Annotated in this window: 19 protein-coding genes; 6 read left to right on the top strand and 13 right to left on the bottom strand. The window is 65.8% G+C overall.

Features of this window, described 5'->3' with window-relative positions:
* Positions 1-124: 124 nt before the first annotated feature.
* On the bottom strand, positions 125-1186 hold the full coding sequence (locus tag O6W96_RS06550) for an SDR family oxidoreductase (RefSeq protein ID WP_353468805.1): 1062 nt from the start codon (positions 1184-1186) through the stop codon (positions 125-127).
* A gap of 119 nt (positions 1187-1305) precedes the next feature.
* Here O6W96_RS06550 and O6W96_RS06555 point away from each other — a divergent pair, with 119 nt between their 5' ends.
* Both O6W96_RS06555 and O6W96_RS06560 read left to right on the top strand, forming a co-directional pair.
* Positions 1306-1536: a hypothetical protein gene (locus O6W96_RS06555; protein ID WP_353468806.1), complete on the top strand. Its 231-nt coding sequence runs from the start codon at positions 1306-1308 to the stop codon at positions 1534-1536.
* Positions 1537-1564: 28 nt separating this feature from the next.
* Positions 1565-1852, top strand: a complete 288-nt coding sequence (locus O6W96_RS06560; RefSeq protein WP_056047554.1) for a hypothetical protein — start codon at positions 1565-1567, stop codon at positions 1850-1852.
* 107 nt (positions 1853-1959) lie between these two features.
* Here the strand turns inward: O6W96_RS06560 and zwf are convergent, their stop codons facing one another.
* The 5 genes from zwf to O6W96_RS06585 form a co-directional block, all read right to left on the bottom strand.
* The gene (zwf, locus tag O6W96_RS06565; protein WP_353468807.1) at positions 1960-3459 is read right to left on the bottom strand and encodes a glucose-6-phosphate dehydrogenase; all 1500 of its coding nucleotides are present in this window, start codon (positions 3457-3459) and stop codon (positions 1960-1962) included.
* 83 nt (positions 3460-3542) lie between these two features.
* Positions 3543-5090: a cation:proton antiporter gene (locus O6W96_RS06570; protein WP_353468808.1), complete on the bottom strand. Its 1548-nt coding sequence runs from the start codon at positions 5088-5090 to the stop codon at positions 3543-3545.
* Between the two features lie 244 nt (positions 5091-5334).
* Positions 5335-5895, bottom strand: coding sequence for a cytochrome b (locus tag O6W96_RS06575; RefSeq protein WP_353468809.1), 561 nt, complete (start codon positions 5893-5895; stop codon positions 5335-5337).
* A gap of 38 nt (positions 5896-5933) precedes the next feature.
* Positions 5934-6719, bottom strand: coding sequence for a SapC family protein (locus O6W96_RS06580; protein ID WP_353468810.1), 786 nt, complete (start codon positions 6717-6719; stop codon positions 5934-5936).
* A 62-nt stretch (positions 6720-6781) separates the two neighbouring features.
* Complete coding sequence (locus O6W96_RS06585) at positions 6782-8209, bottom strand: FAD-binding oxidoreductase (protein WP_353469372.1); 1428 nt, start codon at positions 8207-8209, stop codon at positions 6782-6784.
* A gap of 121 nt (positions 8210-8330) precedes the next feature.
* On the opposite strand from O6W96_RS06585, the gene O6W96_RS06590 reads away from it, so the two are divergent.
* From O6W96_RS06590 to O6W96_RS06600, 3 genes are all read left to right on the top strand, one after another.
* Positions 8331-8798: a hypothetical protein gene (locus O6W96_RS06590; protein ID WP_353468811.1), complete on the top strand. Its 468-nt coding sequence runs from the start codon at positions 8331-8333 to the stop codon at positions 8796-8798.
* A gap of 270 nt (positions 8799-9068) precedes the next feature.
* The gene (locus O6W96_RS06595; RefSeq protein ID WP_353468812.1) at positions 9069-10745 is read left to right on the top strand and encodes a DEAD/DEAH box helicase; all 1677 of its coding nucleotides are present in this window, start codon (positions 9069-9071) and stop codon (positions 10743-10745) included.
* Between the two features lie 5 nt (positions 10746-10750).
* Positions 10751-11269, top strand: a complete 519-nt coding sequence (locus O6W96_RS06600; protein WP_353469373.1) for a thioredoxin family protein — start codon at positions 10751-10753, stop codon at positions 11267-11269.
* 503 nt (positions 11270-11772) lie between these two features.
* Here O6W96_RS06600 and O6W96_RS06605 read toward each other — a convergent pair.
* From O6W96_RS06605 to O6W96_RS06635, 7 genes are all read right to left on the bottom strand, one after another.
* Complete coding sequence (locus O6W96_RS06605) at positions 11773-12387, bottom strand: glutathione S-transferase family protein (protein ID WP_353468813.1); 615 nt, start codon at positions 12385-12387, stop codon at positions 11773-11775.
* A gap of 189 nt (positions 12388-12576) precedes the next feature.
* Complete coding sequence (locus tag O6W96_RS06610) at positions 12577-13446, bottom strand: dienelactone hydrolase family protein (RefSeq protein WP_353468814.1); 870 nt, start codon at positions 13444-13446, stop codon at positions 12577-12579.
* A 34-nt stretch (positions 13447-13480) separates the two neighbouring features.
* Entirely contained in the window at positions 13481-14545 is a 1065-nt protein-coding gene (locus tag O6W96_RS06615) for an MBL fold metallo-hydrolase (RefSeq protein ID WP_353468815.1), read from the bottom strand.
* A gap of 445 nt (positions 14546-14990) precedes the next feature.
* Entirely contained in the window at positions 14991-15668 is a 678-nt protein-coding gene (locus O6W96_RS06620; protein ID WP_055873545.1) for a DUF1013 domain-containing protein, read from the bottom strand.
* A gap of 99 nt (positions 15669-15767) precedes the next feature.
* Positions 15768-16790: a glycosyltransferase family 4 protein gene (locus tag O6W96_RS06625; protein ID WP_353468816.1), complete on the bottom strand. Its 1023-nt coding sequence runs from the start codon at positions 16788-16790 to the stop codon at positions 15768-15770.
* 120 nt (positions 16791-16910) lie between these two features.
* Positions 16911-17795 (bottom strand): UDP-2,3-diacylglucosamine diphosphatase, encoded by an 885-nt coding sequence (locus O6W96_RS06630; RefSeq protein ID WP_353468817.1) that lies wholly within the window; start codon positions 17793-17795, stop codon positions 16911-16913.
* A gap of 325 nt (positions 17796-18120) precedes the next feature.
* Entirely contained in the window at positions 18121-19101 is a 981-nt protein-coding gene (locus tag O6W96_RS06635; RefSeq protein ID WP_353468818.1) for an NAD(P)H-quinone oxidoreductase, read from the bottom strand.
* Positions 19102-19225: 124 nt separating this feature from the next.
* On the opposite strand from O6W96_RS06635, the gene O6W96_RS06640 reads away from it, so the two are divergent.
* The gene (locus O6W96_RS06640; protein WP_353468819.1) at positions 19226-19420 is read left to right on the top strand and encodes a DUF1192 domain-containing protein; all 195 of its coding nucleotides are present in this window, start codon (positions 19226-19228) and stop codon (positions 19418-19420) included.
* Positions 19421-19430: the final 10 nt, after the last annotated feature.

A 19430-nucleotide genomic window follows, 5' to 3' on the forward strand; every position in this document is an offset into this window, starting at 1 on the left:
CTCTCCCGCAAGGGGAGGACACGTAACGGTGGTTTCCCTTACCGCCCCCTCCGTCTGGCAAGGGCCAGCCACCTCCCCCTGGCGGGGGAGGAATTCGATAGTGGGTTCCACCCCGCCCCAAGACTTACGGGATCAGCCGATCCGCGCGCAGCTCCGCGAACAGGTCGAAGAACGCGTCGTCGGTCGGCTGGTATTCCTTGAACCCGAGACGACGGCTCTTGCCCATGTCCGTCACCACCTCGATCGGGCGACCGAGATCGGCGTCGGTATGCCACGGCGAGGCGAGCCGCGACAGGTCGGCTTCCGCCAGACCTTCGCGCGCGGCGATCTCGCGCCAGATGCCGGCATCGTCCTTCATCTGCTCTTCGAGCGTCAGGATCGTGCCGTCGAACGGGGCGGGCTTGATCCCGAACCATTCGGCGATGCGCGCCCACATCCAGCTCCAGCGGAAGACGTCGCCGTTGACGACGTTGAACGCCTCGTTGCGCGCCTCGGGGGTGGTCGCGGCCCAGATCAGGTGGTCCGCCAGCAGGCTGGCGCTGGTCATGTCGGTGAGGCCGTTCCACTGCGCCGCAGAGCCCGGAAAGCGGAACGGGCGACCGGTCTCGCGGCACAGCGTCGCGTAGACCGCAAGCGTGGTGCCCATGTTCATCGCGTTGCCGACCGCCTTGCCGATGATCGTGTGCGGGCGGTGGACGCTCCAGCCGAAGCCATCGCGCGCCGCCGCTTCGAACACGGCGTCTTCCTGCGCATAGTAGAAATTCTCGACGTCGAGACGGCCCTGTTCCTCGCGGAACGGTGTCTGCGGCAAAACGCCCTTGCCGTACGCCTCGAACGGCCCGAGGTAGTGCTTCAGGCCCGTCACCAGCGCGACGTGGCCGACGCTGCCGGCGGGCGAGAGTGCGCCGAGCAGGTTGCGGACCATGCCGCCGTTGACGCAAATGTTCTCCGCCTCGCTGTTCTGGCGCGACCAGGTGGCGATGAACACCGCATCGGGCTTGAGGCCGGTGAGCGCCTTTTCGAGGCTCGCGGGATCCTGGAGGTCCGCCGCGACGGGGTCGACGCCGTCCTGTTCGGTCGGGCGCCGCGCGAGACCGTGGACGGTCCAGCCCGCCTTCACCAACGCCGCGGCGGTCGCGCTGCCGACGATCCCGCTCGTTCCCACTACCAATGCCGTCTTGGCCATGTGCAATTCCCGTAATCTAGATGATCTGTTCCGATCCCAAACGCGCTGTATTTTAGAAGGGATCCACCGCGGGCCGTTTGCGGTGGCGGCAGGCGGGCACTTGTCGCTATGGGGCGCGGATGACCGCATCGGATCTCCAGAACCTGTTCGTCACCAACCTCGTCCGGTACAATAGCGGCGACCGGCGACGGTGGCGGCTGATCGTCGGCGACGTGAAGGTCTACAGCCTCGCGACGCACGCGCATTGCAACTGGGCGGTGACGCCGTCGGGCAGCGCGAGCGAGGTCGACGCGGTCGAGCGGCTGGCGGACCGGCTGCGTGAAGATCACCCTATAATCACTGCCGGCTGACGGCCTTTCATCTACGCAGGAGCGACACATGGCGAAGCAATATTGGGCGCAGATCATCGAACTCGACGAGGAAATGACCGCCGCGACGATCCCCGGCGCGACCGATCATGAGGATGCGGCGGATTCGCTCGTGGCGGATTTCGTCGGCGCGATGGGTGGCGAGATCACGTCTGGCGCGGTTCGCGTCTGGGTTCAGGGCGGGGTCGAGAAGGTCTATGACTGGAAAGCCGACTTCACGATGCCCGACATGGACGAGATGGGCGACGAGGACGAGATGGAGGTCGAGGGCGAGATCGAGCTGACCGAGCGGGTTTGAACTCCCGCGGCGTCACCTTTTCGTCATCCAGCGCAAGCTGGAATCCAGAGCCACGCAGCATTACACACTTGGCTCTGGATCCTGACGTTCGTCAGGATGACGACCTATCAGGGGACGGTCTTCCCCGCCGGCGCGAGTTCGTGCCACGTGTGGTCGTCGTGCGCCAGGAGCGCGTCCGCGGCGGCTGGGCCTAGCGTCCCGGCCTCGTAGAGTTCCGGCATGCCGGCGTCATGCGCCCAGAGGTCGAGGAAGGGCTGTACCGCGGCCCAGCCCGCCTCGATCGCGTCCGCCCGTTGGAACAGCGTCTGGTCGCCGACGAACAGGTCGTAGATCAGCGACTCATACCCGGTCAGGTGACCGATATCGAACGCGTCGGCATAGCGGAAATCGAGCGCGATCGGCGCGGTCGCGACTTCCAGGCCGGGTCGCTTGATGTTGATGTCCATGCTCAGGCCCTCGTCAGGCTGGATCTGGATGATAAGGCGGTTGGGCGGCAGCATGTCGGCGGCGGCGCCGGGGAACGAGGCGAACGGAACCGGCTTGAAGGTGATCGCGATCTCCGTGTCGCGACACGTCATCGCCTTGCCGGTGCGCAGGTAGAACGGCACGCCCGCCCAGCGCCACGTGTCGACCATCAGCTTCAGCGCGACATAGGTCTCGGTCCGGCTGTCGGGCGCCACGTCGGGCGAGGCGGTGTAAGCCGGGACATCGCCCCCCTTCACTTTCCCCGCGGTATACTGGCCGCGGACGCCGTTGCGCTTCGCCTTACTCGGCGAATAGACGCGAACGGCCTTCAGCACCTTGCCCTTCTCGTTGCGGATCGCCTCGGCATCGAAGCTCGCGGGCGGCTCCATTGCGACCATCGCGAGCAGCTGGAACAGGTGGTTGGGGACCATGTCGCGCAGCGCGCCGGTGCCGTCGTAGAATTTGCCGCGCGTGCCGACGTCGACCGTCTCGGCGGCGGTGATCTGGACGTGCGCGATGCAGTCCGAGTTCCAGACGCGCTCGATCATCATGTTCGCGAACCGCGCGGTCATGATGTTCTGGACGGTTTCCTTGCCGAGAAAATGATCGATCCGGTATATTTGCGCCTCGGACACGCGGGCGAGGATGCGTGCGTTGAGATCGCGGGCGGAGGCGAGGTCGTGGCCGAACGGCTTTTCGATCGCGATCCGGCGGAAGCCATGCGGCGTCTCTGCCATCAAGCCGTGGTCGGCGAGCTTGTCGACGATCGTGCCGAAGAACTTCGCGGGCACAGCGAAGTAGAACGCGACGTTGCCGTTCACCCGGGCTTTGAATTGCTCGAAGACGTCGTCCTTGGTGAAATCGCCCTGGAGATAGCCGACGCGGTCCTTGAGCCGTGCCCAGGCATCGCCCTTCTCGCCGGCCCCCTCGCCGCCCTTCGCATCGAACGTGCCGAGCGCTTCGCGCAACGACTGATCGTTGCCTTCGTCGATACCGACACCGAGTACGTGGAAATCGTTACCGACCAGCCCGAGCCGGGTCATGTTGATCAGTGCCGGCATCAGCAAGCGACGGGTCAGGTCACCGAATGCGCCGAAGATCACGAGCGTCGTCGGCGGTGCGGGCTTCACGGACTTGCTCACGAATTCGCCTCGGACATGGATCGACCCTTTCTACGGTGGTTTCCTCAAACAGCGTAGCGGGCGTCGATGTTCCCCGCACGCGCTCAGGTGGCCGTGAGGATGTTGTCGCCGAACGCGCGCGCGTCGACCTCCGCCCAGTCGAGTTCCTCCTGCAGGCGGCGATAGACGTCCTCCGCAACCTCGCCCTTGTCGCGCATTTCGTGGAGCACGACGCGCTGGCAGGCGATCATCTCGAGATGGAGTTCGTCGAATTCCGAGGTAGCCTGTGGATCGTCCGCTTCCGCGGTGACCTTGCCCGCCGCGCCATAGCGGAACCTCAATGCATCCGCTGCTGCACCCTCACGCGCCGGCAGTACCGCGAGGCCTGCGTCGATCAGCCGTTTGCGCGCGGGTGCGATCTCGTCGGCGAGGCCGGTATCCGCGCCGAGATCGAGACGGCGGATCAAGGGGCCGAGCGTGAGCCCTTGCAGCACCAGCGTGCCGATCACGACGGCGAACGCCGCCAGCACGATCAGGTCACGACCCGGTACCGATCGTGGCAGCGCGAACGCGGTCGCCAGCGTCAGCAAACCCCGCATGCCCGACCAGGACAGGATGATCGACGCATTCCAGGGCGGCGGCTTGGGCAGCCACGACGGCGCGTAGCGGTTGGCGATAACGCCCTCGACGAACCGCACGAAGAACACCCACGCGATGCGCGTGACCAGCACGGCCGCCAGCACCGCGGCGGCGAACCCGATCGCCGGCCAGCGCTCGGCGGCAGGCAGGCCGACCAGCACGTCGCGCGATTGCAGCCCCATCAACGCGAACGCGATGATGTTAAGGACGAGCACCGCCGCCGACCATACCGCCGCGCCCTGCAACCGGTCGCGTGCAGGCTGGCCGATCGGGCGGCGCTGCGACACGATCATCCCGAACGTGACGACCGCGAGCACCGGCGAGATGTGCAGCCGCTCGGCGAGCAGCCATATCCCGAACGTTACCGCGAAATCGGCGAGACTCGCGCCGAGCGTCCGTGCGAACAGCGGCGTCACGCGGAGGTAAAGCCATGAGGCGATGGCGCCAAGGACGATCCCGCCGGGCACCGCCGCGGCGAGTGCGAGCGGCGTTACCGGTGTGTCGGAATGCGTCGCGAACGCTACCGCGAGCCCGAACAACAGCAACGCCGTGGCGTCGTTGAGAAGGCTCTCGCCCTGAAGCAGCAACAGGCCGCGCCGCGGGATGCCGACTTCGCCGATAACCGCTTCCGATGCGGCGGCATCGGGCGGTGCAACGATCGCTCCCAAGGCGAACGCGGCGGCGAGCGGCAGTCCGCCGAGCGTCACGCCGACCAGTGCGACCGCAGCAGCAGTGACGAGTACGGCGAACACGGCAAGGCTCAGCAACGGGAACCAGTGCCGCCGCAAGGCCCGCGGGCTGGTGTGATACGCGGCGTGGAGCAGCGCGGGTGCGATGAACAAGGCCAGCGCCAGATGCGGCTCGACCGTGATCTTCGGTGCGAACGGCAACGCGGCAAAGCCGATCCCGGCCACCGCCAGCAAGGTGGGATACGGGACGTTCAACTTACGCGCGAGGACCAGCAGGACCAGCGCGGCAAGCAGGATGATGTCGAGGCTTTCGAATAATTCCACGGGCACGCAACGGTCGGGTGACGTGGACGGGCCCGTTCAATGCAACGGGCCAAAAAAAACCACCCCGTGCGTAGCACGGAGTGGCCTAGGTTCAGGGAGGAGGGACGCTAGAAGCGTCCCGTACGGCGCCGCGAAAGGGGGGGACACGATGCCGTACAGGATCTAAATGGGTGAGCGCCGTTTTGGTTCAACCCTTGTTGCATCGCACACCAAATATTTTTGCGGCCACGCGGCGTCGCTCGTCTCACCGACGATCAAGCACCGGCGCAATCCGGTTCAGAACGGGATCGCGAAGCAGCAGGTGATGGCGCAGCGCGGCGGCGGTGTGCAGCACCACCAGGGCGAGCATCACCCAGCCGAGCACGCCGTGCGCGCTGTGACCGAGATGCCCGGTCGCCTTCGACACCGGCAGATGCGGAACGTCGAACAAGCCGAAGATGCTCACACCGCCCGGCTTCCCGCCCGATACCATCATCCAGCCCGTCAACGGCATGGCGAGCATCAGGACGTACAACAGGATGTGCGAGCCATGCGCGAGCGCGCGCTCCCAAACCGGGGTGCGCGCAGGAAGTGGCGGCGGACGATGTGCCAGTCGCCACATTATCCGTGCCAGGGTGAGCGCCAGTATCGCGAGGCCAAGCGCCTGGTGCGCACCCATCCAGCTGCGCAACGCCGGCACCGAATCGTGCAGCAACCCGACCGCGAGGTTGAGGATGACCAGCAGCGCGATCGTCCAGTGAAACCAGATCGCTACCCTCGAATAGCGATCCGACGAGTAGCGATCCGGTCGATCCTGCGCTGCCATGCTTACTTCCTCACATTACAGTCGGGCGTCGAAGAAGATCAGACGTTGAACTGAGCTGGGGCCGGCATCTGCTGCTGCGGCGTCATGCCGAGCTGTGCCTGACGCGCGAAGATATCGCGCATCAGCGACAGCGAGAACAGGTGTGCGTACAGCAGCGGCAGCATGCCCGATTTGCTCATCTTGCGCAGCGCATCGCCGCGCAGGTCGATCAGCTTTTCCTCGTTGATCATCTGGAAGCCGCGATAGACGAACGGCTGCTCGGCACCCTCCGGCTGGATCGTGACTTCGCCGTCCATCAACAGCTCGAGCTCGCGCAGTTCCTTCATGAAGTTCTGCGTCCGGGCGCCGGCCTGTTCGAACGACTCGTTGAAGCCGAGGATGTTCTTGGTCAGCTCGGTCGGCTGGCCGTCCTCGAACAGCGCATCGCCGTCCTCGAATTCGCCGATCGTCTGCGACGTGGGATCGAAGCAGAGCGACAGCTCCTGCGCATCGGGGTGAAGGCGGGCGAGCATGTACGGGTAACGGCGAACATAGGCCGGCACGTAGAACGTAGTCTCGGTCAGCTTGCCGTCCTCGCCGACGAACACGTTGACGCCCTCGTTCAGGCCCATCAGCGCGAGCGGGATGGCGTCGTCACCGACCGAGAACACGATCGGCATATGACGCTGGACCAGCGGAAACTCGTCGACGGTGATCGGGATCGCGTGCTGGCCAACCAGAAACGGCGCGTTGTCCTGCGGGCGGACCTTGTAGTTGGCATGCGTGTCGCTGGAAAGCGGCTCGAGGCCGTTATAGAAAAGCGGAAGCTGGGCAGTGCTGGCCATGTTACTCTCCGGATCGGTCGGTCGAAATGCCGATGGCTCATGCCACCGATTGGGGCGAGGCTCTATGGTGCGCCGGGCGGGCGTGCAAGTGTGACGAGCTTGCCGGGGTTGAGGATGCCGAGCGGATCGAGCGCGGACTTGATCGCCCTGAGCGTGGTCATGCGCGCCGGCGACGAGAGGCGTTCGAGTTCGTCGCGCTTCATCTGGCCGATGCCGTGCTCCGCCGAGATCGAGCCACCGGCCGCCGTCACGAGATCGCCGACGAAGCGGGTGACGACCGGCGCGTCCTCGGCATACCAGTGCGAAGGGTCGGTGCCGGGCGCAGCGCGGACGTGGAAGTGGACATTGCCGTCGCCGAGATGGCCGAAGCCGCTCGCATGCGTGCCGGGGAAGCGCGCGTCGCACGCCGCCGCCGCCTCGATCATGAAGCGCGGCATCGTCTCGACGGGAATCGAGATGTCGTGCTGCGTCGCGGGGCCGAGCGCGCGTTCGGCTGCGGAGAGCGAGTCGCGGAGGAGCCAGAAGGCAGTGGACTGGGCTTCGCTGGTGGCGATCGTCGCGTCTTCGATCGCGCCATCTTCGAGGGCTTTGCCGAGCAGGTGTTCGAGTAGCGCGGATGGAGACTCGCCTTCGGTAGTGGCCGAGGTCGCCTCGATCAGGAGGTGCCAGTGGTGGCGACCGGCGAGCGGCGCGCGAGCGTTCGGGAGGTGCGCGATGGCGGCGTCGAGCGACTCGGCGGGGAGTATCTCGAAGCTTTCGATCGCGTCGGTCCTAGCCTGCATCGTGCGCAGGAGTTTCAGCGCGGCCTGGGGCGACGCTATGCCGACCCAGGCTGTGCCGCGCGCTGCGATTGCGGGAGCGAGACGAAGCGTGGCGGCGGTGACGATCGCCAGCGTGCCTTCCGCGCCGATGAAGAGCTGGTCGAGGTCGTAGCCGCGATTGTCCTTCTTGAGCGCGGACAGGCCGTCGTAGATGGTGCCGTCGGCGAGCACCGCCTCGACGCCCGCGACGAGGCCGCGCATCGTGCCGAACTTGAGGACCTGTGTGCCACCGGCGTTGGTCGAGACGAGGCCGCCGATCGTCGCCGTGCCACGCGCGCCGAGCGTCAGCGGGAAGCGCCAGCCCCCCCCTTGCGCCGCGCCGTCGAGGTCGGCGAGGATCACGCCGGCCTCGGCGATCGCGAGACCTGCGTCGGTGTCGAGGCTGCGGATACGGTTCATCAGGCGCAGCGACAGGATCAGCGCGCTGCCGTCGGCGGGGGCGGTCGCGCCGCCGACCATCGAGGTGTTGCCGCCTTGCGCGACCAGCGGCACGCGGTGCTCGGCGGCGGCCGCGACGATCAGCGCAACTTCCGCAGTCGAAGTCGGTGCGAGCATTGCGGGCGCGGCGCCGTGGAACCGGCCGCGCCAATCGTGCAGCCACGGGTCGATGTCGGCGGGGTCGGTGACGATCGCCTTCGCGTCGAGCTGCGAGACAAGGGATTCGAGCATCGCGGTCTGCGAAGGCGTCAGGGTTGCTGTCTGAATTTCGGGCACGGACGAAGCGCTAGACAAAATTCATCGCACGTTCAACGATTGGCCCTAACGGTTACGTAAACATGATCCAGCCAGCATGATTCATCCCGCCATTCCTGCCACTTTGCTCGCGCTCGCGGGCCCCTTTGTTACGGGCGGGCGAGATGTGCCCTCTCCGGGGTCCACGCTCGACGGTTTGCAGGTCGCGCAGGTCTCGATCCACGAACGCATTATCATCCGCGTGCCCCGCATGAGCCGGGCCCCGATCCGCAGCTACGCGCCGCCGACCGAGTGGAAGGAACACAAGGGCCCCAAATGCATCGCCGTTGACGAGATCGCTGGCGCGATGCTCAACAAGGACGGCGCGGTCGACCTGGTGATGGACGACACGACGCGGTTGCGCGCGCGGCTCGACGGCGATTGCAAGCCGCTCGATTATTATTCGGGGTTCTATCTGCGGCCAGGCCTGGACGGGATGATCTGCAAGGACCGCGATGCGATCCGTATGCGATCGGGCGCACGCTGCGAGATCGAGGGGTTCAAGAGCTTGCGGGCAAAGAAGTAGCGGGGGCCGGCCAGTCGCGTGTGGGGCGAACGCAGTCTCACCGCGCTCCGTCATCCTGACGAAAGTCACGATCCAGAGTAACTGACGGTACGCTGCTCAACTCTGGATCCTGACTTTCGTCAGGATGACGGGCGCTTTTGCGGAATTACGCCGCCCGCCGCCCCTTCTCACCCTCCATTCACCGCGTTTCCTTGACATTTGTCGGCAAATCGGCGAGCGCCGGAACGCTTGAGGGCAGTGCATTTCACCCTCTATTTACCGGACATTTGCATGAGTTTTGCCGATCTCGGCCTCTCCGACGAACTGCTCAAGGCAGTCACCGACTCCGGCTATACCGAGCCGACCCCGATCCAGGCGGGCGCGATCCCGTCGGTGCTGATGATGCGTGACATCATCGGCATTGCCCAGACGGGCACCGGCAAGACCGCGTCGTTCGTGCTGCCGATGATCGATATTCTCGCGCATGGCCGCAGCCGCGCGCGGATGCCGCGTTCGCTGATCCTCGAGCCGACGCGCGAACTCGCCGCGCAGGTTGCGGAGAATTTCGAGAAATACGGCGTCAACTCGAACCTCTCGATGGCGCTGCTGATCGGTGGCGTGTCGATGGGCGACCAGTTGGCCGCGCTCGAAAAGGGCGTCGACGTCCTGATCGCGACGCCGGGCCGGCTAATGGACCTGTTCGGACGTGGCAAGATCATGCTCAACGGCTGTTCGATGCTGGTGATCGACGAGGCGGACCGGATGCTCGACATGGGCTTCATCCCCGACATCGAGGAAATCTGCACCAAGCTGCCGAAGCAGCGCCAGACTTTGCTGTTCTCGGCAACGATGCCGCCGCCGATCAAGAAGCTGGCGGATAAGTTCCTGACCAATCCCAAGACGATCGAGGTGTCGCGCCCGGCGTCGACCAACCTCAACATCAAGCAGTATCTGGTGCCGGTGCCGAGCCAGACTGCCAAGCGCGACACGCTGCGCCGGATTCTCGCGCAGGAAGAGGTGACCAACGCGATCATCTTCTGCAACCGCAAGACGACGGTGCGCGACCTCAACAAGGTGCTGAAGCAGGCGGGCTACAAGTCGGGCGAGATCCACGGCGATATGGAACAGCCGCAGCGACTGGCCGAGCTCGAGCTGTTCAAGACCGGCGCGGTGACGATCCTCGTCGCGTCGGACGTCGCAGCGCGCGGGCTCGACATCAAGGGCGTGTCGACGGTGTTCAACTATGACGCGCCTTGGCATCCGGACGATTACGTGCACCGGATCGGTCGGACGGGCCGCGCCGGGGCGACGGGGACGGCGTACACGTTCGTCGCGCCGGACGATGCCGAGAATATCGTCAATATCGAGAAGCTTACCGGGCAGACGATCGAGCGGCTGAAGGTTGCCGAGCAGAAGACGGCTTCGGTTGCCGTCGAGGCCGAAGAGGATGCGCCGCGTCGCGATCGGTCGCGGAGCCGTCGCGGGGTGCGTTCGGAGGACGTGGCTTCGGTCGCGGTTGCGGAGGAGGCTGGTCGCGAGCGGCCGCGGACTCGTCGCGTACCGCGCGAAGACACCGTTGCGCCCGCGATCGTCGCCGAAGTGCTGGCCGCGGCCGAGCCGGTCGTGGTGGCGAAGCGCCCGCGCTGGGAGCGGACGCCGATCGACGAGCCCGTGCCTGCGGTCAAGCCGCGCGTTGCGGAGCCGGCACGGGTCGAGCCGGAGTATGTGGAACCGGTTCGCGCCGCGCCCGTTCGGTCTGAGCCGGTGCCGTCTGAACCTGTGCGGTCGGAACCTCCTCGCTCGCAACGTGTTCGTTCAGAAGCCGCGAAGGTCGAACCGCCACGGACGGAGCGCATTCCTGCGGATCCAACCGGTGGTCGCCGCCAACCAGTCGCCGATACGCCGACGGATGGCTGGAACGGGCCATTCCCGAGCTTCCTGAATGCCGTGATCGGAGGATATGAATGATGTCGATGCGCCGTCTCGCCGCGCTTGCCTTGCTCGCGACTGCCGTGGCCGCTCCCGCTGCGCCGCGTGCGAAAGTCGTGGCGCCTCACGTCAACACGGCGAGCTTCGACAAGTTGCCGCAGCCGTTGCCGCTACCGTATGATGAGTCGGCGAACGCCAATGCGCAGGTTGCGGCGGCGCGGGCGCGCGCGCTGAAGACGCACAAGCGGTTGCTGATCGATCTCGGCGGCAACTGGTGCCTCGATTGCCGTCTGCTCGCGGGGACGATCGACCTGCCGGAGATGAAGCGTTTCGTCGACAGCAAGTTCGTTGTCGTGACGGTCGATATCGGCCGCTTCGACAAGAACGGGCAGATCGCGGCAGGTTACGGGATCAAGGGCCGCCTTAAGGGTGTGCCCGCGGTGCTGGTGGTCGATCCGCGGACCAACAAGCTGTTGAATGCCGGGCATGAGACCGAACTGGCGGACGCCCGGTCGATGGGGCCGCAGGCCTTGGCCGACTGGCTGGCGAAGTGGGCGGCCTGATCCGGGTTTGTGAGAGTCGGCTAGCTGCTAAGTAGTTGATACTAGTTTAGTTTGGAGTGAGCGACGTTAGTCAGTCGCCTAGCCAGCGAAGTTAGCGTCCACGATTGCAATCGGTGACGTGCCCTCGCCTATCGCCGCCTTCGCGTCTCTCCCTCTCCCCCACGGGAGAGGGAAGGAGCCCGCGGCCACTCGGCCGTGGGAAGGGTCAGGGCAAGGTTTGTACGGGCCATTGCTACCGGTCGTGTTCGTGAGCCGACCCGTCTTTCTAGCCGAGACCATCCAGCGCCCCCTTGCCCGTATGACGTCGATCCGGTGCGCGCCAACGGACTGCGGACGCAACAGGTTCTGCCAAAAAGCTTATCTCACATTCACGTGCCGGCCCAGTCCCCGCCGTCATCCTGACGAAAGTCAGGACCCAGGATACCGACAGCTAGCCTTCATGGCTCTGGATCCTGACTTTCGTCAGGTTAACGAGGTCACAGGTCGCACGCCGTCGGTCGACCTCAGGCTGCGGCAGCGATCAGCGCGTCGTCCAGATCTCCTGCCCGCTTGTACGCCGGACGTTCGATCAGGCGGGCGGCATAGTCGGTGAAGGTGGGGCGCTTGGGCAGCCAGCCGAACTGCATCCCCCAGATCACTTGCGATCCGACATAGACGTCGGCGGCGGTAAAGCGGTCGCCAGCGATGTACGGATGCGCGGCAACCGCCTGTTCGAGTACATCGATCACGCGGTCGAGGCTGCCATAGCCGATCATCCGCTGTTGCGCGGCGTCGGGCACTACACCGAGCGCGCGGTTACCGACGGCCGCTTCGACGGGGCCGGCGGCGTAGAAGAGCCAGCGATAATAGTCGGCGGGTTCTTCATCGCGTGGCGCCAGGCCCGCGTCGGGGAATGCTTCGGCGAGATAGGCGCAGATCGCAGCGCATTCAGTGATGGTCTTGCCGTTGTGGACCAGCGCGGGGACCTTGGCCATTGGGTTGATCGCGCGATACGCCTCGTCCTTCATCGATTTGTCGTAGTCGAGAACGACGGTTTCGTACTTGGCGCCGACCTCTTCGAGCATCCAGCGCGCGATGCGACCGCGCGACATCGGGTTGGTGTACAGGGTCAGGGCCACGCGACTCTCCTTGAGAACGGATCGTGAACGATGGTCTCATGGAGAGGGATCAGCGTCAAGCGCCCCCTTTTGGTTGCAGGACGTCAGTCCAACGACCGTCATCCTGGGCTCGACCCAGGATCCAGAGCCACGAGGATCCGCGCGTTCGGCCCTGGATCCTGACTTTCGTCAGGATGACGGGGAGAGGTTTTATACCAACGCCTTGTCGAACAGCGCGAGCATGCGCGCCCAGGCCTTGTCCGCCTGGACCGGATTGTAGACCTTCGAGTCGGGCGGGCACCAGCCGTGCATCGTGCCAGCGTAGACTTCGATCTCGGCGGGCAATTTCGCAGCGGCAAACGCGGTGCGAAGCGTGTCTTTCTCGGTCGGCGCGCGGGCGTCGTCGTTGGCGGCGATCGCGATGAGGTATTGCGCCTTCATCTGCGGGATCAGGAGGTGCGGGCTGTCGGGCTTGTCGGTGACGAAGCCGCCGCCGTGGAACGTTGCGCCGGCACGGATGCGGTTCGCGACCGCTGCGGCGGTGCGCATGACCATCGGGCCGCCCATGCAATAGCCGGTGGTGGCCATGCCGCGTTTGCGGTCGGTTTGCGGCTGCGCATCGATGAATGCAGTGAAGGCTTTCGCGTCGCGAACCGTCCCTTCGGATGACAGCGCCTCGCGGAACGGCGCGATGCGGCTTTTTACTTCGGGCTGGTCGTAGGACTCGCCGGGCTTCAGGAACGGCGCCTTGGTCGAGCGGTAGAACTGGTTGACGACGAGCACCGAATAACCCGATTGCGCAAGGCGGTCGGCCATCTGGCGGAAGGCGGGGCGCAGGCCCATGATGTCGGGCCAGACCAGCACGCCGGGGTGCTTGCCGGTGGCGGGTGCGACGAAATAGGCGTCGGCCTTGCCGTCGGGCGTGACGATCGAGACGTCGCTGCCCTTGATGACGGCAGCGTTCGCGGGGGCGGGCAGCAGCATCGTGAGGCCGATCGCGCCGGTCATCATGCCGAACTGGCGGCGCGAGACGCCGGCCAGATAGGCTTCGTTATCGTCTGCGGTATGCTCGTCGCACATGGGCCTATCCTCTTGAATTCGGCCGCATGCTAACTCAGGCCGCGCGCCACCACCATACGCCATCGTGCGTGTCGCGGGTCGCTCGGCCTTCGACTTCGAGGCGGCGGAGATGCGCGAGTGCCTCGCCTGTCGCCATGCCGAGCACGTCGGGCCCGATCGCGCGGCGGAACAGCCGGCCGAAACAGTCGACCGCGCGGCGGGGCTCGGCGAGGAAGACGGCGAGTTCGTCGAGGCGCTCGCGGTGTTCGCGGTCCATCGCGTCGAGGCGGGTGTGGAGGCCGGTGAACGGGTCGCCGTGGCCTGGGAGGACGAGCAGGTCGGCGGGCAGCGTCTTGAGCTTGGCGATCGAGGCGAACCATTCGCCCAGCGGGTCGGCGTTCGGCTCGGTGATGCCTAGCGAGACGTTGGGGCTGATGCGGGGGAGGACCTGATCGCCGGCAATGAGGATGCCGTCGGCTTCGTCGTACAGGCACGCATGTTCGGGGGAGTGGCCGGAGCCGGTGACGACGCGCCAGTTGCGGGTGCCGATGGTGAGCGTGTCGCCGTCTTCTATGCGGGTGTAGCTCAAGGGCAGCGGCGTGATGATTTTCCGGAAGCCTGCCCAGCCCTTGGCCGTAGCGTGGTCGATCTGTTCTGAGCCCCAGCCTGCGCTGCGCCAGAAGGCGAGCATCTCGTGCGGGACGGAATCGCGGGCGTCGGCGGCGAGCATGCGCGCGGTTAACCATTCGGCGCGGGTCATGATCAGGGGAGCGGCGTGGTGGTCGCACATCCAGCCTGCCAGGCCGATATGGTCCGGGTGGAAGTGGGTGCCGATCATTTGCGTGATGCGAACGTCCGCCTTGGGGCCTTTGAAGATGGCCTTCCAGGCGTCGCGCGCGGCCGCGGTGTTCATCCCGGTGTCGACAAGCGCTTCGCCGTCGGTGTCGGTGAGGAGCCAGCAGTTTACGTGGCGCAAGGGGCCGGGGATGTGGAGGCGGACCCAGTCTATGCCGGGGGCGACCTGGAACACGTCACCGGCTTCGGGCTCGGCGCCACCGAAGGGGTAGGTCAAGCCCTTGTGGCTGGTCGGCGCGAAATCGGTGTCGGGTGCGGTTGCCATCCGTTGCGGTTAGCAACTGGATGTGGCGGGAGATAGTGCTGCTTGGCGGTCGCCCCCCTCTCGATCCTTCCCCGCAAGGGGGAGGTGGCACCGCAGGTGACGGAGGGGGAGGACACGGAACGGAGGTTGTCGCTTACCGCCCCCTCCGTTTGGCAAGTGCCAGCCCCCCCTGGCGGGGGAGGATTGTGTTGAATCAACGAATTCGCATGCGCTCGATCATCCGGCCGGGGACGGCACGTCTCAAATTCAGACGAAGGAAGCTTGTTTCCCCGCGAAGGCGGGGCCCCAGACTGGGCTCCCGCCTTCGCGGGAGAACATGGAGGCGCGGACTGTTCGACATAACGGCCGTCGCCTTGTGCGTCGGCTAATCTCGCTAGCCGTATCGCAGGAGGGGATCGCGAGCCCACCCCCTGCCCCCTCCCGCTTGCGGGAGGGGAAAGCGAGATTAGCGCTTGAAGGGGTCGTCGAAGAGTGGCTTGACGGGGAGGACGCCGCCGTCCGCCACGAACTGTGCGTCCGCTGCCGCCTGGGTGCGCTCGGCGCGGAGCTGCTGGAGCAATACTTCACGATCGCCTTCGAGGCGGGTGTCGGTCGGGGCTTCCATGCCGGCTGCCTTGGCCGCCTTCGCCACCGCGGCGTCGAGTTCGCGCTGCGAGGTCAGGCCGAGCGTGACCGGGTCCTTCGGCGTGATGTTGGCGATGTTCCAGTGGCTGCGGTCGCGGATCGCGGCGATCGTCGTGCGGGTGGTGCCGATCAGCAGCGAGATCGCGCCGTCGGTGATCTCGGGGTGGTTGCGGATGATCCACGAGATGCCGTCGGGCTTGTCCTGGCGCTTCGAGACCGGCGTGTAGCGCGGCCCCTTGGTGCGGCGGACCTGCTCGGGGCCCTTGATCATCTTGAGCTGGTAATCCGGATCGGCGGCACCCTTGTCGATCTCGTCCTGCGTCACTTCGTGCGCGCGGACCGGATCGCGACCGGTGAGCTTGGTCGAGGTGGTGTCGTCGGCGATCGCCTGGATCTCGAGGATGTGCAGGCCGCAGAAGTCCGCGATCTGCTCGAAACTGAGCGCGGTATTGTCGACCATCCAGGCGGCGGTCGCGTGGGGCATGAGCGGCTGGGCCACGGCGGAAACTCCGTAAAAATAGAAAGGGCCGCCCCTTTCGGAGCGGCCTGACATGAGAGAGACTTAGTGCGCGCGGGGGCAACAGGCAAGCGAACAAGCTCAGGCGGCCATGAGCTTTCCTTCGAGGGGTACGAGCGCGTGGAGGAACTGGCGTGCGCTGGCGGGCCAACTGTAGCGCGCGGCATAGGCGGCGCAGGTGACGCTGTCGCGGGTGAGCGCGGTGGCGATCGCAGTATCGAGGTCCTCGTGCATCGCGCCGACGCGATCGTCGAGGACGTCGATCGGCCCGGTCACCGGGTACGCCGCTACAGGTGTGCCGCAGGCCAAGGCTTCGATCATCACAAGGCCGAACGTGTCCGTGCGGCTGGGAAAAACGAACACGTCGGCGGTGCGGTAGGCTGCGGCGAGGTCAAGTCCCGAGCGCTGGCCAAGGAAGACCGCATCCGGGAAACGGCGCGCGAGCGTGGCGCGGGCGGGGCCTTCGCCGACCACGACCTTCTTGCCGGGATGCGCTGAGGACAGGAACGCCTCGATGTTCTTCTCGACCGCGACACGGCCGACATAGAGCTGGATCGGGCCGGGCAGCGCCGCCATTTCGGGGTCACGTGCGCCGTCGAAGCCGAACTGCGCAAAGTCGACGCCCCTGCCCCATTCGCGGACCTGGTGCAGGCCTTGGTCGGCCAGCGTTTTGGCGACCGAGGGGGTGGAGACGAGGATCGACTGGGCGGGGCGGTGAAACCAGCGGATATAGCGCCAGATCCAGTCCGGGTTCGCGCCGGTGCGGGCGGCGATATAGTCGGGGAACTGCGTGTGGTAGGCGGTCGTAAACGGGAGCGCGCGGGCGAGGCACCAGGTGCGCGCAGCGAGGCAGACCGGGCCCTCGGTGGCGAGATGAATCGCATCGGCGCCGAAGCTCGCCAGCATGCGGCCGACTGCGCCTGAGCGCGCGAAGGCGAGGCGAATCTCTGGGTAGGTCGGGCATGGCATCGAGGCGAACTGCTCGGGGGAGACGATCAGAACCTGGTGGCCGATCGATTCGAGTTCCTTGCGGACCGCCTGGAGCGTGCGGACGACGCCGTTGACTTGCGGGCTCCAGGCGTCCGTGACGATTGCGATACGCATCGGTGGTTCCTTTGTTACACCGCTCCCATCGGGAGGGTGAGGACGGCTCAAGCGCGACTTGTGGTCTTAACCCCACCCAGCGCCGCTTTGCGGCGTGCCCCTTTCCCGATGGGAGAGGGTTTAGGCGGCCAACGTGACGACCTTGTCCTTCTCGCGCGCGGCGATTTCGTCGCCCCAGTGGAGCAGTTCCATATGGCCGTCGAAATGCTCGACCAAGGCCGTGCAGCCTTCGACCCAGTCGCCGTCGTTGTAATAAGCGATGCCGGCGATCTCGCGCATTTCGGCGGTATGGATGTGTCCACAGACGACGCCTTCGACACCGCGGACGCCGGCCGCGTGCGCGACGACTTCCTCGAAGTGCGAGATGAAAGCGACCGCGTTCTTGACCTTGGCCTTGGCGTGCTTCGACAGCGACCAATAGGGCATGCCCATCCGGCGACGCGCGGCGTTGACCCAGCGGTTGAGCCCCATCAGCATCGTGTAGGCGGCGTCGCCGATATGCGCGACCCAGCGATGCGCGAGCGTGATCGCGTCGAACTCGTCGCCGTGGAGAACCAGCAGGCGACGACCGTCGGCGGTCTCGTGGACTGCGTTGCGGCGGATCGAGATGCCCCCCAGGTCGAGGCCGGAATATTGCCGGAACACCTCGTCGTGGTTGCCGGGGATGTAGACGACCTGCGTACCGCGCTTGGCACGCTTGAGCAGGCGCCAGATCACGTCGTTGTGCGCGGCGGGCCAGTAGAATTTCTTCTTGAGCCGCCAGCCGTCGATCATGTCGCCGACGAGGTACATCGTCTCGCTGTCTACATGATCGAGGAAGTCGTTTAGCATCCCGGCGTTGCAGCCGCGCGTGCCGAGATGGACGTCGGAAATCCAGATCGTGCGGTATTGGCGGCGCTCGACGATCGGCTCGGGCACGGCAGGCCGGGAATGAATGAAGTCGGCGATGTCGGTGATGTCGGCGCCCAAGACGCTCGATGGCGGAAACGTCGTAACGGCGTTCATGAGCCTGTCCCCCGGCAAGGTATCCCTTGTCGTGAGTATTAGACGAGTATTGTTACAGGGTGGTCGCAGTCCGGTGACTGTTCGAAGTCAGAGCCCCGCCTTTAGCCAGGGTTAGTTTGCTTCCCCGCAAAGGCGGGGATCCAGACTTGGCTCCCGCCTTCGCGGGAGAACAAGGGGCGAGCGGGTAGCGCTTCAAGCACACCACCCCGGCGGAGGCAGGGGCCCAGGTGGAAAGGTCGCGGTAACGAAGCGCAGCGTGTCCTTACTCAGCGCTCCCAACTGGGCCCCGGCCTTCGCCGGGGTGGTTGTTAGGTGTGGGTAACCTTCACTCCATCGTCAGCACGATCTTCCCTACGTGGTCGCCTGCTTCCATCCGGGCGTGTGCCGCCGGGGCGTCCGCAAACGCGAACACGCGGTCGATCACGGGTTTCAGCTTGCCCGCCTCGACGTGCGGCCACACCGTCCGCGCCAACTCGTCCGCGACGAGCGACTTGAACGCCGTGTCGCGCGGGCGAAGCGTCGAGCCGGTGAGCGTCAGGCGGCGGCGCATGATCTCGAACAGCGGGACGGTTGCCGTCGCACCGCCCATGACCGCGATCGAAACGTGACGACCGTCGTCCGCGAGGCACTTGAGGTTGCGCGGGACATAGTCGCCGCCGACCATGTCGAGCACCGCCGCGACGCCCTTGCCGCCGGTGATCTCCTTTACGCGCTCGACGAAATCCTCCGACTTGTAGTCGATTGCATGCGTCGCGCCGAGGCTGAGCGCCGCTTCGCACTTCGCCTTCGAGCCGGCAGTGACGATGATATCGATGCCAAAGACGTTGCACAAAGCGATCGCCATCGTGCCGATGCCGCTGGTGCCGCCGTGGACGAGGACGGTGTCGCCTTCGGTGGCGTAGGCGCGCTCGAAGAGGTTGGTCCAGACGGTGAAGAGCGTCTCGGGCATCGCCGCCGCCTCGACCATCGTCAGCGCCTCGGGGACGGGCAGGCACTGACCGAACGGCGCGACCGCATATTCCGCATAGGCGCCGCCGGTGATGAGCGCGCAGACCGGTTGGCCGATCTGTTCGTCGCCGACGCCTTCGCCGACCGCGACGATCGTGCCGGAGATCTCCATGCCGAGGATCGACGGCGCACCCGGCGGCGGCGGGTATTTGCCTTGGCGCTGCATCACCTCGGGGCGATTGACCCCGGCGGCGGCGACCTTGACCAGGACTTCGCCCGTCCCCGGTTTCGGCACGGGACGGTCGACGAGCACGAGGACTTCGGGACCGCCGGGCTGTTCCGGATCGATCGCCTTCATGACGTCAGGTAGACTTAAGTTATTCGATTTGTTTTCGGGTATCGCGGTCATCTGCTCGTCACGTCCCTTTTGAACTCCGCGCCTTATTGACATCACTCGGGTGCGGGTCAACGTTGGAGGCACGATGGACCTGGAAGACGCCCCCTCTCGTCCCGACGATCTGCTCGACGCGCTCGTGCGGCAGGACCTCGATCCGCTATCGGTCGCCGAGCTCGATGCGCGGATTACCGTGCTGCAGGGCGAGATAGCGCGATGCCAGTTGAAGAAGGATCGCGCGGTCAGTCACCGGGCCAGCGCCGACGACCTTTTCAGGCGGTGATCGCGCTGCC

Origin of the sequence: Sphingomonas faeni, from assembly GCF_040407495.1 — a bacterium.
GTDB classification, from domain to species: Bacteria; Pseudomonadota; Alphaproteobacteria; order Sphingomonadales; family Sphingomonadaceae; genus Sphingomonas; species Sphingomonas faeni_D.